The 13,264-nt window shown below is 61.6% G+C and carries 14 protein-coding genes, 1 tRNA gene and 1 pseudogene; 3 read left to right on the plus strand and 13 right to left on the minus strand.

Annotated elements, in window-relative coordinates; genetic code table 11:
• Positions 1 to 23 precede the first annotated feature (23 nt).
• Positions 24 to 467: a universal stress protein gene (locus GPA21_RS02925; protein ID WP_168986716.1), complete on the plus strand. Its 444-nt coding sequence runs from the start codon at positions 24 to 26 to the stop codon at positions 465 to 467.
• 54 nt (positions 468 to 521) lie between these two features.
• Here the strand turns inward: GPA21_RS02925 and GPA21_RS02930 are convergent, their stop codons facing one another.
• From GPA21_RS02930 to GPA21_RS02990, 13 genes are all read right to left on the minus strand, one after another.
• Positions 522 to 749 carry a hypothetical protein gene (locus GPA21_RS02930; RefSeq protein ID WP_168986717.1) on the minus strand — a complete coding sequence of 76 codons (228 nt, stop codon included), beginning with the start codon at positions 747 to 749 and terminating at the stop codon, positions 522 to 524.
• Between the two features lie 35 nt (positions 750 to 784).
• Positions 785 to 964 carry a DUF3149 domain-containing protein gene (locus GPA21_RS02935; protein ID WP_168986718.1) on the minus strand — a complete coding sequence of 60 codons (180 nt, stop codon included), beginning with the start codon at positions 962 to 964 and terminating at the stop codon, positions 785 to 787.
• Between the two features lie 21 nt (positions 965 to 985).
• Positions 986 to 1,513, minus strand: coding sequence for a FixH family protein (locus tag GPA21_RS02940; RefSeq protein WP_168986719.1), 528 nt, complete (start codon positions 1,511 to 1,513; stop codon positions 986 to 988).
• 10 nt (positions 1,514 to 1,523) lie between these two features.
• On the minus strand, positions 1,524 to 2,957 hold the full coding sequence (ccoG, locus tag GPA21_RS02945) for a cytochrome c oxidase accessory protein CcoG (protein WP_168986720.1): 1,434 nt from the start codon (positions 2,955 to 2,957) through the stop codon (positions 1,524 to 1,526).
• 145 nt (positions 2,958 to 3,102) lie between these two features.
• On the minus strand, positions 3,103 to 3,996 hold the full coding sequence (gene ccoP / locus GPA21_RS02950; protein ID WP_168986721.1) for a cytochrome-c oxidase, cbb3-type subunit III: 894 nt from the start codon (positions 3,994 to 3,996) through the stop codon (positions 3,103 to 3,105).
• A gap of 4 nt (positions 3,997 to 4,000) precedes the next feature.
• Positions 4,001 to 4,180 (minus strand): CcoQ/FixQ family Cbb3-type cytochrome c oxidase assembly chaperone, encoded by a 180-nt coding sequence (locus GPA21_RS02955; RefSeq protein WP_168986722.1) that lies wholly within the window; start codon positions 4,178 to 4,180, stop codon positions 4,001 to 4,003.
• Between the two features lie 18 nt (positions 4,181 to 4,198).
• The gene (gene ccoO, locus GPA21_RS02960) at positions 4,199 to 4,849 is read right to left on the minus strand and encodes a cytochrome-c oxidase, cbb3-type subunit II (RefSeq protein WP_168986723.1); all 651 of its coding nucleotides are present in this window, start codon (positions 4,847 to 4,849) and stop codon (positions 4,199 to 4,201) included.
• Positions 4,850 to 4,865: 16 nt separating this feature from the next.
• On the minus strand, positions 4,866 to 6,299 hold the full coding sequence (gene ccoN / locus GPA21_RS02965) for a cytochrome-c oxidase, cbb3-type subunit I (RefSeq protein ID WP_168986724.1): 1,434 nt from the start codon (positions 6,297 to 6,299) through the stop codon (positions 4,866 to 4,868).
• Positions 6,300 to 6,741: 442 nt separating this feature from the next.
• Entirely contained in the window at positions 6,742 to 7,008 is a 267-nt protein-coding gene (gene ccoS / locus GPA21_RS02970; RefSeq protein ID WP_168986733.1) for a cbb3-type cytochrome oxidase assembly protein CcoS, read from the minus strand.
• Positions 7,005 to 9,500 (minus strand): heavy metal translocating P-type ATPase, encoded by a 2,496-nt coding sequence (locus tag GPA21_RS02975; RefSeq protein WP_246261718.1) that lies wholly within the window; start codon positions 9,498 to 9,500, stop codon positions 7,005 to 7,007. Before GPA21_RS02975 ends, ccoS begins: the two co-directional genes overlap by 4 nt.
• Positions 9,501 to 9,687: 187 nt before the next feature.
• Complete coding sequence (locus tag GPA21_RS02980; protein ID WP_168986726.1) at positions 9,688 to 10,455, minus strand: 3-hydroxyacyl-CoA dehydrogenase; 768 nt, start codon at positions 10,453 to 10,455, stop codon at positions 9,688 to 9,690.
• Between the two features lie 146 nt (positions 10,456 to 10,601).
• A tRNA-Thr gene (locus GPA21_RS02985) sits at positions 10,602 to 10,677 on the minus strand.
• 36 nt (positions 10,678 to 10,713) lie between these two features.
• Positions 10,714 to 11,625, minus strand: coding sequence for a LysR substrate-binding domain-containing protein (locus GPA21_RS02990; protein ID WP_168986727.1), 912 nt, complete (start codon positions 11,623 to 11,625; stop codon positions 10,714 to 10,716).
• A gap of 107 nt (positions 11,626 to 11,732) precedes the next feature.
• On the opposite strand from GPA21_RS02990, the gene GPA21_RS02995 reads away from it, so the two are divergent.
• Both GPA21_RS02995 and GPA21_RS03000 read left to right on the plus strand, forming a co-directional pair.
• Positions 11,733 to 12,455, plus strand: coding sequence for a haloacid dehalogenase type II (locus GPA21_RS02995; RefSeq protein WP_168986728.1), 723 nt, complete (start codon positions 11,733 to 11,735; stop codon positions 12,453 to 12,455).
• Positions 12,456 to 12,515: 60 nt separating this feature from the next.
• Positions 12,516 to 13,264, plus strand: a pseudogene (locus GPA21_RS03000) (malate synthase G); the annotation flags it as partial.

Here is a 13,264-nt window from a genome sequence, read left to right on the forward strand (position 1 = left end):
AGTCACAGCCATGGAGGCAAATCATGTTCAAGCATCTGCTGGTCCCCACGGACGGATCGGAACTCTCTCAAGCCACGGTCAAGCGCGCGGTGTCCTTCGCCAAGGAAACCAGCGCCCGAGTCACCTTCTTCTATGCACAACCGGACTTCCCGATGCCGATCTACGGCGAGGGCGCGCTGATCGACCCGACCACGCCCGAGCAATTCGCCAAATCCGCCAAAGAGGAAGCCGATCGCATTCTCGAAGCGGCGAAGAAGGTGGCCGATGATGCCGGCGTGACTGCCGACAGCGATACGGTCGTCAATGAAGTGCCTTACGAAGCGGTCATCGACGCCGCGGACCGGCACGGCTGCGATCTGATCTTCATGGCCTCTCACGGGCGCCGAGGCATCAGTGCCTTGCTGCTGGGCAGCGAGACCCAGAAGGTCCTCACGCACTCGAAGATTCCGGTACTCATCTACCGCTGACGGAATTGAAAACGCCCCCGTCCGGGGGCGACCGTCACGCGGTTGCGCCTGCCGTCAAGAGCCGCGTTTCGATGGCGGCTCGAGATAAATGCTGATCAGGCTGGACGCTGCACAAACCACCCAGAATCCGAAGAAGCCGATCGAGTAGGTGGCGATCGGCGAGTACTCGACCGGATCCCCCAACAGATAAAGCTCCTGCGGATTCACCACGGTGAAGAAGAACACCGTTGCGACGAAGGCCACCATGAAAGACGGCCAGAGAACCTGAATCCATTTCAGCATGTTGCCTCCTTCGTCGCTTCGCACCGTGCGAACGTCTATCTTGCGGGGGCCGAAGACTGCCCACCGCTCTCGGCCTGTTGTTTCGCCTTGAGCTCGTCCTCCTTCATGTTGCGCATCGCGAAGCGGAACAGAAACCCGCCGATGACGAGCACGAAGACGATGGTGAACAGGCTCAGCAGTCCGATACTCGTCGTAAACAGCTCCTGGGTTGCCATGCCATACCTCCTTTCTCACAGTTAGGAATCATAGGGAATAATCCTTTTTTCCGTCTCTGAAGGGAGGTTCACGGCCCCGTTCAAGCGCCAGCTTCGGGACTCATCTTCTATTTGAATGCGCCAGTATCCAATCCTGAGCGGCGCAACCGGTCCGCTATAGACCCCGGAATCGCCTGCAAGACGCAGCACCTGGTCCATGCCCGCTCGTGTTGGATGAATGATGGTGACGATCAGCCCCTCGGGCAGATCCGCGGTGTTGTTGGCCGACAGGCTCACCGACACGCGATCTGAGCGCACGGACAAGTCCGCAACAAGGCCGAGGTCGCCCGCGAGCAGCGAGCGGGCCATGGTCTGGTCGATCGCCCTGCCCTGGCGGTAGTAATCGTCGACCACAAGCCCATCTGCAGTCGTAATCGCGAAATAGAGCAGCACGAACCCCAACACCACCGAGGTTCCGGGGATCCCGATCAGGATCCACGGCCACTTTTGACGGTACCACGGCGCTCCGTCTTCGTTGGGTCGGGCTGTGCTGCGAATCGTTGCTATCATTGGTTCTGACTCATCTCGGAATGATAAAGGTGGTGCCCTCACGCACCACGACGGAGGGGTCGTCATCGACGACGACCTCGAATACTATTTGGTGCACCCCCGGCTCGGCGGCATCGTAGGGTACGCGTACCTGCACCGTCACTGACTCGGTAGTGGCAGCCGGCAAGGCTGCGAGGCCATCGCTGTCGAGGTGGATGCCGTCCAGCCCGGACACCGAGATCGTGACGTTGCGCGCTTCTTCGATCATGTTGATCACCTGCAGCCGGTAGACGTTCTCGATCAACCCGCCCTCGACTTCGCGGGCCAACGTCGCCCGGTCACGCAGGATGTCGACACGCAGGTCGGTGCGGGTTGCCAGCCCGACCACCATCGCAATGCAGATCGCGACCAGCAAGCCGCCATAGATCAACGTGCGCGGCCGGGCGACATGAACCAGGATCTCCTTCATGCCCCAGCGCTTCTTCAGCGCGTTTTCGGTCGAGTAGCGGATCAGCCCGCGCGGGTAGGACATCTTGTCCATGACCTGATCACAGGCGTCGATGCAGGCGCCGCAGCCGATGCACTCGTACTGCAAGCCCTGACGGATATCGATGCCAGTCGGGCAAACCTGAACGCAGATGCCACAGTCAATGCAGTCCCCCTTGCCAACCGTCTTGGGGTCAACCCCCTTCTTCCGGGTGCCACGCGGCTCGCCACGAAACTCGTCGTATGTCACGACAAGGGTATCCGGGTCGAACATCACGCCCTGGAAGCGAGCGTAGGGACACATGTACTTGCAGACCTGCTCACGCAGCAAACCGGCAAAGACATAGGTGAAACCGGCGTAGAACAGAATCCAGAAAGTCTCCCAGGGCCCGAATCCGAAGGTCGTGAGCGCCTGCAGCAGTTCTTCGACCGGGCTGAAGTAGGCAACCAGCGTGAAGCCGGTCCACAGCGAAAAGATTGCCCAGGCGCCGAATTTGGCGCCGCGCAGCATGAACTTGCGGGCATCCATGGGCGCCGCGTCGAGCTTGCGCCGCTTGTTGTGGTCGCCTTCGATCTTCTCCTCGATCCACATGAAGATTTCGGTATAGACCGTCTGCGGACAGGTATAGCCGCACCACAATCGCCCCGCGATCGCAGTAAAGAAAAACAGTGCGTAGGCCGAGATGATCAGCAGGATCGCAAGATAGAAAACGTCCTGTGGCCAGAACACCCAGCCGAAGATGTAGAACTTGCGCTCGGTGAGATGAAACAGCACCGCCTGGCGATCATTCCAGGTCAGCCAGGGCAGACCGTAGTAAAGGATCTGCGTGAGCCACACCATGGCCCAACGCCAATTGGTGAATACGCCTGAAGTCGACCGCACCTGCAGCTTCTTGCGTGAAGCGTAGAGCGTGTCAGGATTGCTGTCGCTGCCCTGAGCCGCCTTGTCGGGGCTGGGCTTGTTTGCCGGGTCGGCCATGTCGGGCTTGATCCATTTGCAGGAGGTTTGGGGTATCGCCAACGGCACTGAAAAGGCGTCGCTGGCAATGCTGCATCTGTCGTTATCGTTATGGTACCCCGACCCGAAGTGCCCGCTCCGGGCCGGGGGTGATACGGTCGTGCGATTACTGGTTGGTCAATCCCCACACGTAGGCGGTGAGCAGGTGCACCTTGTCTTCGCCCAGGAAGTCGCCAAAGCCGGGCATGCGGTTCATCCGACCATTGGTGACGATGTCGATAATCGCCGCCTCGGAGGAGCCCCACAGCCAGTTGTTATCCGTCAGGTTCGGCGCACCCAGCATGGCCATACCCTGGGCATCAGCACCGTGGCAAGCCACGCAGTTGGTCTGGAAGAGCTCTTCGCCACGCTGAGCACGCAGCGAGTCGTGAGCGAGACCGTTCAGCGAGCGGACGTAGTTGGCCACGTCACGAACACCCTCCGGTCCGAGCACTGCGCCAAACGGCGTCATCACGCCGGTGCGGCCGTTGGTGATCGTCGCCTTGATCGCGTCCGGTTCGCCACCCCATTGCCAACCGCCATCGGTCAGGTTCGGGAAGCCCCGCGCACCGCGCGCGTCCGAGCCATGACATTGGGCGCAATAGGTCTGGAACAAGCGCTCACCCATGCCGCGCGCCTCGGGGTCGGCGGCCACGGCAGCGACGTCCATGCCACGGAAACGGGCGAAGATCGGGCCATAACGCTCTTCGGCCTGCGCCTGCTCCGTGTAGTACTGACCGGTGGAACTCCAGCCAAGCACCCCTTTGAAGTTGCCAAAACCCGGGTAGAGCGCGAGGTAGACCACCGAGAAGATCAAGGTGATCCAGAACAGGTACAGCCACCAGCGCGGCAGAGGGTTGTTGTACTCCGCGAGGTTTTCGTCCCACACGTGGCCGTGCAGTTCGACCTTTCCACTGTGCCGCTTGTTGTTCGAAACGAGCACATACAGACAGAACAGGAGGCTCAGCGCCACCAGCACCATCACCCAGAGGTTCCAGAAGCCGCTCGTAAAGTCAGCCATTTTCTTATCCTTCCTTGGAATGCCGGGACTGCTGCGAGCCCGGCACATCATCGTCGGTAAAGGGGAGTTGCGCTGCTTCGTCGAACCCCGACTTCGCGTGCTTGCTCCAGGCCCAGATGCAGATTCCGACGAAACACAGGAACCCCACGACCGTGATCAGGATTCGGAAGTCATTCAATTCCACAGCGATTTCTCCGATTCTTTACTTGAAGTTCGACAGTGCAGTGCCCAACCCTTGAAGGTAGGCGATCAGCGCATCCATCTCGGTTTTGCCTTCGAGATCAGCACGCGCCCTGGCGATCTGCTCGTCGGTGTAGGGATGGCCCAGCATGCGAAGGCGCTCCATCTTCGTCTCGATGGTACGCATGTCCACCGCACGGATCGGGCGCTCCAGCCACGGGAAGGCGGGCATGTTCGACTCCGGCACGACGGCGCGCGGGTTGATCAGATGCACCCGATGCCACTCGTCGGAGTAGCGACCGCCGACGCGATGCAGATCCGGACCGGTGCGCTTGGAGCCCCACTGGAAGGGTCGGTCGTAGATGAACTCGCCGGCAACCGAGTAGTGACCATAACGCTCAGTCTCCGCGCGGAACGGACGGATCATCTGGGAGTGGCAGTTGTAGCAGCCTTCCCGAACGTAGATGTCGCGACCGGTCAGCTCGAGCGCCGGATAGGGCTTGATGTCGAGCGGGTTGCCCTGACGGTCGATCGCCTGGGTCGTGGACTTCTGGAAGAAGAGCGGCACGATTTCCACCAGACCGCCCACGCTCACCGTGAGCAAGGTCAGCACGATCATCAGACCGACGCTGCGCTCGATCACGTCATGAGTGAATTTTTTCTTTTCGGACATGGTTCTCTTCTCCAAATCAGGCGTGTGCAGCGGACGGAGCGAGCACCGGCGCCTCGTAGGCCTTCTCACCGGAAATCGTCTTCACCATGTTGTAGAACATGATGAACATGCCAGCGAGGAAGAGGATGCCGCCGACCAGACGGATGGTCCAGAACGGGTAGCTGGCCTTGACGCTCTCGATGAACGAGTAGGTCAGGGTGCCATCCGGGTTGGTCGCACGCCACATCAGACCCTGCATCACACCGGCGATCCACATCGAAGCGATGTAGAGCACGATGCCGATGGTCGCGATCCAGAAGTGGGCGGTAATCAGCTTGGTCGAGTACATCTCGGTCTTGCCGTACATGCGCGGCAGCAGGTAATACACCGCGCCGATCGAGATCATCGCCACCCAGCCGAGTGCACCGGAGTGGACGTGACCGACGGTCCAGTCGGTGTAGTGCGACAGCGCGTTGACCGTCTTGATCGACATCATCGGACCTTCGAAGGTCGACATGCCGTAGAAGGACAGGGACACGATCAGGAACTTGAGGATCGGGTCGGTGCGCAGTTTGTGCCAGGCGCCCGACAGGGTCATGATGCCGTTGATCATGCCACCCCAGGACGGCGCGAGCAGGATCAGCGAGAAGATCATGCCGAGGGACTGGGTCCAGTCGGGCAGCGCGGTGTAGTGCAGGTGGTGCGGACCCGCCCACATGTAGGTGAAGATCAGCGCCCAGAAGTGCACGACCGACAGGCGGTAGGAATACACCGGCCGCTCGGCCTGCTTCGGAACGAAGTAATACATGATGCCGAGGAAGCCCGCAGTCAGGAAGAAGCCCACCGCGTTGTGACCATACCACCACTGGATCATCGCGTCCTGCGCACCCGCGTAGGCGGAGTAGGCCTTCCATGCAGACACCGGCACCGCAGCGCTATTGACGATGTGCAGCAGGGCGACAGTGAGGATGAAGGCGCCGAAGAACCAGTTCGCAACGTAGATATGCGAAACCTTGCGCTTGGCGATGGTGCCGAAGAAGACGATGGCGTAGGAGACCCACACGACGGCGATCAGGATGTCGATCGGCCACTCGAGTTCGGCGTACTCCTTGCCGGAGGTGAAGCCCAGCGGCAGCGTAATGGCAGCGAGCACGATGATCAGCTGCCAGCCCCAGAAGGTGAAAGCGGCCAGCTTGGGCGCAAACAAAGTGGTGTGACAGGTCCGCTGGACCACGAAATATGACGTCGCAAACAACGCACAACCACCGAACGCGAAGATCACCGCGTTGGTATGCAGCGGGCGCAGTCTCCCGAAATGAAACCATTCGCCGACGTCGCTCAGATTGAGTGCGGGCCAGACGAGCTGTGCGGCGATGATCACGCCGACAAGCATGCCTACGATACCCCACACCACCGTCATGATGGCGAACTGGCGAACGACTTTATAGTTGTAAGTCGCTTGCGATTGCATGTGAGTCACCTCTTGGTTTGAAAATTCGATCTCGCTCGGCGGCGGCGCGTTGGTTGCAACAGTTACAGATTAGCTCGCGATCGCGCTTGTGGGCAAAGAAAGCCCTGCTTGATTGAGGTCAAGATTGTACAGAGTCTAAAGTCCAAAACAAACGACTAAGACCCCCGTCAATCAACAGTCCGAACAACCTTTGATCCAGATCAAGTTCGCCGGCCAAGGCAAAAAAAAGGGTGCGTCTGAAACGCACCCCCAACCCCAACAGAGAGACAAAAAACACATGATCCGAGCGCTTGGCCAGCCACTCGGGCTCCTGCGCCAAAACCATGATGGAAGTATGCCTTTGGACATCTTGCGGCAAGTTGACATAGGTCAAAACATCCGCGCAATCCCGCCGCGCAGCTCACTGGCGCCTGTGCTCATGTGGGCTGGCGGATCGCACGGATCAGTCCGGTCGTGGCGCGGATGAGTCCTTTTCCGCACTCTTTGAGGCCTGGTCGTCGGCCACCGGCGCTGCGCTGTCGTGGTCATCCGGACTCGCTGCCTTTCCGCCATCGGACCGGGGCGCAGGGTCGCGGTCATCGATCAGCATGCGATAGGCGGGCCCTTCCATGTCGTCGAACTGACCGGAGCGTACCGACCACCAGAAGATCACGCCGATGATGAACACCAGCACCACCGATAGTGGAATGAGCAGATACAGTCCCATCAGATTCCTCCTCCACCAGGCTGGCGCTGCAATCGCAAGGCATTGACCACCACGAGAAGCGAGCTCAGCGCCATGCCCAATCCGGCCATCCACGGCGTGATCAGCCCCGCCATCGCTAGCGGCACCGAAGTGAAATTGTAAGTAAAGGACCACCACAGATTCTGCTTGATGATGGTCAGGGTCCGACGCGACAGCGTGACGCCGCGTGACAGACCAGCCAGATTTTCGGACAACAATACGATGTCCGCCTGATTTCGTGCGAGATCGGTGCCTCCGCCCATCGCAATCGACACCTGGGCCTGTGCCAGCACAGGCGCATCGTTGACACCGTCACCGATCATCGCCACGACAGCGCCGGCCTCCTTCTGACGTGTCTCGACCCAGCTCTGCTTGTCTTGCGGCGTCATGCCGCCATGGTGCTCCGCCACCGAGACCTCGCGTGCGACTGCGGCAACTGCTGCAGGCGCATCACCACTGATGATCGCCGTGGGGATGCGCTCGGCATGCAGCCGACGCAGTAGCACCGGCGCATCCTCGCGCAAGGCATCGGCGAGCCGAAACACGGCCAACCAGCCATCCTCGGAACCCAGCGCGACCACCGTACCCCCGTCGCCCTCGAGTGCAGCAATGGCGTCGGGAATCGGCGAGCCTGCCAGCTCGGCGACAAACTCTGGACGACCGACACGCATGCGCCGCCCGTTTGCCACCCCTTCCACCCCTTGCCCGGTGACCGAACGCAAATCGCTCACCGTTGGCAGAGACATACCTTCCGCCCCCTGACGGACACCTTCCGCGATGGCGTGTTCGGATGCCTGCTCCAACGCGGCAGCAAGCGCCCTCACCTCGCCTTCCTCCAACGCACCCAGAGACGTCACCGCGTCCAGCTTCATCACGCCGTAGGTCAGAGTTCCGGTCTTGTCGAAGACGTAGCGATTGGCGGTGGCAAGGCCTTCGATCGCGTGCCCCCGCGTGACGAGGACGCCCATCCGGGCGAGCGTATCGGTTGCGACGGTCAGCGCGGTAGGCGTGGCCAGCGACAGGGCGCAGGGGCAGGCGACGACCAGCACCGACACGAACACCCACAGCGCGCGCGAAGAATCGATGAACTGCCACACGATCAGCGTCAGCGCCGACAGACTGAGCAGCGCCCAGATGAAAACGCGCGCTACCCGGTCGGCCTGAGTCGCGATGCCGGGACGCTCAGATGCAGCGCGATCCATCAGTTTGCGAATCGCCGCAAGACGCGTGGAATCGCCAACCTGGCGTATCTCGACGAGCAGGGGGCTGGCAATGTTGATGCTGCCACCAGTCACCTGCGCCCCCGGACGCTTGGTAACCGGTCGGCTTTCGCCAGTCAGCAGGGCCTCGTTCGCCTGGCTCTCGCCTTCGCGCACTACACCGTCTGCGGGAATCACTTCGCCAGGCCGGACCCGCACCAGATCGCCAGGCACGAGCTGCGACACCGGCACCTTGGTGCCCACAGCCGCCCCTGCTTCCACTCGTTCCGCGAACACCGGGATGACCTTGCCCAGTTCTTCGACGCCACGTACCGCCTTCTGCCGTGCGAGCATCTCCAGATACCGCCCGCACAACAACAGAAAGACGAACATCGTCACCGAGTCGAAGTACACGTCGGGGCCGTTGATCAGAGTCGCATAGACACTGGCGACGAAGGCGCTGCCGACTCCAAGGGCCACCGGCACATCCATCCCGAGGGCGCGATGCTTCAGATCGCGCCACGCACGCTGGAAGAACGGTGCAGCGGAATAGAAAACCACTGGCAGCGTCAGTACCAGACTCGCCCAGCGCATCAGCAAGTCGGCATCCGCGGAGATATCGCCCTCGCCCGCGATGTACGACGGGTAGGCATACATCATCACCTGCATCATGCCGAACCCGGCGACGAACACCCGCCACAGCATCGAGCGGCGCTCGCGTTGAGCGATCTGCTCGGATCGCTCCGCATCATAGGGGTAGGCGCGGTAACCGATGAGCTGAATCGCCCCCAGAATGTCGGACAGTTTGATCTGCCGCTCATCCCAGCGGACACGCGCACGACGGGTCGCGTAATTCACCTCCACCAGCGTCACCCCGGGCTGCTTGGCGAGGTGCTGCTCGTTGAGCCACACGCACGCGGCACAGGTGATGCCTTCGAGAATCAGCGATGCCTCGCGTTCGAACTCGCCGATCGGCTGCACGAAGGACTTCTGGAAATCCGGGTGATCGAAAAGCCCCAGTTCCTGCAATTCGGCCGGCATCGCCTCTTTCACCGGCTCGGGCATCGCGTCGCGATGGCGATAGTAGTCGGTGAGTCCGTTGTCTACGATCGACTGTGCGACCGCCTCGCATCCGACGCAGCACATGCGTTGCCGGACATCGTCGATCGCCACGTAAAAGCTGGACTCGGGCGGGACCGGCAGCCCGCAGTGGTAACACTCCTCACTGGCGGCGACTTCGGCACCGTTGGCGACCATTGCATCTGCTGTACTGCTCATAAGCCTCTGTACCGGTTCCATTCCAATCGACCCGGGCAGCGCCGCGGGCAACGGTTTTTAGCACATTTCCAGAGGCTGACCAATGAGACAGATCAAAGGTTCGAACATCGGACCGACACGAACACAAAGAAAAAGGGGCCGCAGCCCCATTGTCGAAATACGGCGCCGGACCGCGTCCGGCACGCGATCACTTCGCGGCCATGCGAATCGCCCCATCGAGACGGATCACCTCGCCATTCAGATAGGCATTCTCAACGATGTGGCGAACCAGAGCGGCGAACTCAGCCGGCCGCCCCAGTCGCGAAGGAAACGGCACCATCTTGCCCAACGAGTCCTGCACCTCCTGCGGCATGCCCATCAACATCGGCGTTTCCATGATACCCGGAGCGATCGTCATTACCCGAATGCCGGAGCGCGCGAGTTCGCGCGCCACCGGCAAGGTCAGTCCGACGATACCGGCCTTCGAGGCGGCATAGCCCGCCTGTCCCACCTGCCCGTCGTAAGCCGCCACCGAGGCGGTGCTGACGATCACGCCCCGCTCACCTCCTTCGTTGGGCTCGGATTTGCTCATCGCTTCGGCCGCGAGTCGGATCATGTTGAAAGTGCCGATCAGATTGATCGCCACGGTGCGCGAGAAACTCTCGAGCCGATGCGGCCCCTCACGACCGACGACCTTTTCAGCCGGCGCCACGCCTGCGCAATTGACCAGGCCGTGCAGTCCGCCAAAGCCCTCGACTGCCCGTGCAATCGCAGCACGCGCGCTCGCCTCGTCGGTCACGTCGGTTTCGACGAACACAGCGCTTGCACCAAGCTCGGCCGCAACCTTTTCGCCCGCTTCGCGATTGACGTCGGCGAGCACCACCCTGCCACCCGCTTCGACCAGCATGCGCCCGGTCGCCGCGCCCAGGCCCGAGCCACCACCCGTTACCACGAATACGCTGTTCTCGATCTTCATCGTCACTTCCTCCGGCAGGTTCAATGTCAGTCGAGGGAAGATAGATTTGGTTGACGTTTACGTCAACCAACGTATCCAACTGTATCGCCATTCAGGCGACACAACAAAAAAAGGGCCGACCCAGCGGGCCGACCCTTCCACGAAATTGGTGCTGGTGAGAGGAATCGAACCCCCGACCTACTGATTACGAATCAGTTGCTCTACCGACTGAGCTACACCAGCAAAGAGGGCGAAATATACCCTAGCGCCGTGGCGGCTTCAAGCGCCGTTGGCGGCTGCAGACCAGTAGTCGGCGCGGCTGTAATGATTCCGGAGGTGATCGATGATCAGCCGCACCCTTAAGGCCAGGTGCTTGCGCTGTGGGAAAACCGCGTAGATGCCCATCATCGGCGCCGCGAAATCTTCAAGCACCGTGACCAGACGCCCGGCAGCAAGGTCGGCTTCCACCTCCCATAGCGAGCGCCAGGCCAGGCCGCGTCCGGCAAGTGCCCAGTCGTGCAGCACCGCGCCATCGTTGCATTCCAGCCGCCCCGCCACCTTAACCGTTGTCACCTCACCGTCTTCGTCCATGAACTGCCAGCCGCGCTGCTGTCCCAGCGACAGACAATCGAAACGCGGCAGATCGTCGGGACGTTCGGGGCGGCCGTAACGCGCAACGAAGGAGGGACTCGCGACGACCACACGCCGGTTGTCTCCAAGGCGCAGCGACACCAGACTGGAGTCGGCGAGCTCACCGATACGAATCGCGCAGTCGATGTTCTCGTTCACGAGATCGACCAGACGATCGGTAAGATCCAGCGAGCAACTCACGTCTGGATTGGCGTCCAGAAAGCTGCGCAGCAAGGGCGCCACATGCAGACGGCCGAAGCCGGCCGGCGCCGATACCCGCAGGTGCCCGCTGGCCTTGACGCCACCGAGACTCACCGACGCCTCGGCGTTGGCGAGATCATTGAGGATGCGCTGACAGTCTTCAAGAAAGGCCGACCCCTCAAAGGTCAGCGAGATGCTCCTGGTACTGCGCATCAGCAAACGCACGCCAAGCCGCTGCTCGAGCGCATCGAGGCGCCGACCGATGACCGCGGGCGTCACACCAGCGGCACGGGCCGCCGCGGACAGGCTGCCCCGCACCGCGACGCTGACGAAGCTCTCGATCTGCTTGAAAGCATCCACTTGTTACTCCTGGTACAAGATTGTTTTACTTTTTGGCTTATTCTACGCGCCAAACAAACACAATAGACTAGACCCAACTCAATACCGCAGACTCGAGCTCCCCCGCCATGCCATCGAACACCCCGAGAATCCGCGCGGTCATCTTCGACGCCTTCGGCACCTTGTTCGACGTGTACTCGGTGGGCGCGCTCGCCGAGCAGCTTTTCCCTGGCAAGGGTGAAGCGCTCGCTGCCCTGTGGCGCCAAAAGCAGATCGAATACGCCTTCATCCGCACGCTATCGGGCCGGTACAAGCCCTTTCTGGCAGTCACCGAGGACGGCCTGGTGTTCGCCGCGCGCAAGCTCGGTCTCGATCTCGACGACGGCGCTCGCCGCCAGCTGATGAACCAGTACGCCTGTCTGTCGCCCTTCCCGGAAAATCTCGCCGTGCTGCGCAAGCTGCGTGAGCGTGGACTGCCGCTGGCAATCCTGTCGAATGGCACCCCCGAGATGCTCGATGTCGCGGTGCGCAGCGCCGGCATGCACGGTTTGTTCGACCATGTGCTATCGGTAGAGCGGGTCGGCGCCTACAAGACCCACCCCGACGCCTACGGACTGGGGCCGGCGGCCTTAGGCTGCACGCCTCAGGAGATTGTCTTCGTATCCTCCAACGGCTGGGATGCGATCGGCGCGACCTGGTTCGGCTATACGAGCTTCTGGGTCAATCGCGGCAACCAACCGCCTGAGCAACTCGATGTGACGCCATCCGCCACCGGCACCACGCTGGATGAGTTGCTCGATTTCATCGACCGGCGTCTGGCCGCCGGTTCCGCTTCGCAAAAAGTCGCCTGAACCCTCGGGCGGATTGATTCACTCTTCTCAACCCTTTCATTCATCATCGAGGCAAGCAACATGACTTCTCGCATTCAGCACAAGGGGCTCCAAGTCGACGCCGACCTCGCGCGCTTCATCGAAACCGAAGCGCTGCCGGGCACCGGTATTGACGCGGCCGACTTCTGGAACAACTTCAGCGACCTCGCGAACGAACTGGCGCCGAAGAACCGCGCCCTGCTCACCGAGCGTGACCGCCTGCAGGCCGAACTCGACGCCTGGCACCGTGCCAACCCGGGCCCGGTGCGCGACGCGGCCGGCTATCGCAGCTTTCTCGAATCCATCGGCTACCTGCAGCCGGCGCCCGCGCCGTTCAAGGTGAGCACCGCCAACGTCGACAGCGAGATTTCCAGCCAGGCCGGCCCCCAGCTCGTCGTGCCGGTGATGAACGCCCGCTATGCGCTGAACGCAGCCAACGCGCGCTGGGGCAGCCTGTACGACGCGCTCTACGGCACCAACGCCATCTCCGAGGACGGCGGCGCCGAGCGTGCCGGCGGCTACAACGCGGTGCGCGGTGCCAGAGTCATCGCCTTCGCCCGCAACTTCCTGGATCAGGCCGCTCCGCTGGCCAACGCCAGCCATGCCGCCGCCACCGCCTATCGCATCGAAGGCGGCAAGCTGGTGGTCGCGCTCGACAACGGCAACACCACCGGTCTCGTCCGTCCGGAGCAGTTCGCCGGCTTCCAGGGTGAGGCTAGCGCGCCGACGGCCGTGCTGCTCAAGAACAACGGCCTGCACTTCGAAATCCAGATTGACCGCGAACACTTCAT

Origin of the sequence: Azoarcus taiwanensis (assembly GCF_012910885.1) — a bacterium.
Classification (GTDB): Bacteria; Pseudomonadota; Gammaproteobacteria; order Burkholderiales; family Rhodocyclaceae; genus Azoarcus_F; species Azoarcus_F taiwanensis.

Bases quoted from the DNA above. Each gene is read 5' to 3' on its own strand.
- GPA21_RS02925 (WP_168986716.1), top strand. From the start codon at position 24: ATGTTCAAGCATCTGCTGGTCCCCACGGACGGATCGGAACTCTCTCAA.
- GPA21_RS02930 (WP_168986717.1), bottom strand. From the start codon at position 749: ATGCTGAAATGGATTCAGGTTCTCTGGCCGTCTTTCATGGTGGCCTTC.
- GPA21_RS02935 (WP_168986718.1), bottom strand. From the start codon at position 964: ATGGCAACCCAGGAGCTGTTTACGACGAGTATCGGACTGCTGAGCCTG.
- GPA21_RS02940 (WP_168986719.1), bottom strand. From the start codon at position 1,513: ATGATAGCAACGATTCGCAGCACAGCCCGACCCAACGAAGACGGAGCG.
- ccoG (WP_168986720.1), bottom strand. From the start codon at position 2,957: ATGGCCGACCCGGCAAACAAGCCCAGCCCCGACAAGGCGGCTCAGGGC.
- ccoP (WP_168986721.1), bottom strand. From the start codon at position 3,996: ATGGCTGACTTTACGAGCGGCTTCTGGAACCTCTGGGTGATGGTGCTG.
- ccoO (WP_168986723.1), bottom strand. From the start codon at position 4,849: ATGTCCGAAAAGAAAAAATTCACTCATGACGTGATCGAGCGCAGCGTC.
- ccoN (WP_168986724.1), bottom strand. From the start codon at position 6,299: ATGCAATCGCAAGCGACTTACAACTATAAAGTCGTTCGCCAGTTCGCC.
- GPA21_RS02975 (WP_246261718.1), bottom strand. From the start codon at position 9,500: ATGAGCAGTACAGCAGATGCAATGGTCGCCAACGGTGCCGAAGTCGCC.
- GPA21_RS02980 (WP_168986726.1), bottom strand. From the start codon at position 10,455: ATGAAGATCGAGAACAGCGTATTCGTGGTAACGGGTGGTGGCTCGGGC.
- GPA21_RS02995 (WP_168986728.1), top strand. From the start codon at position 11,733: ATGCCATCGAACACCCCGAGAATCCGCGCGGTCATCTTCGACGCCTTC.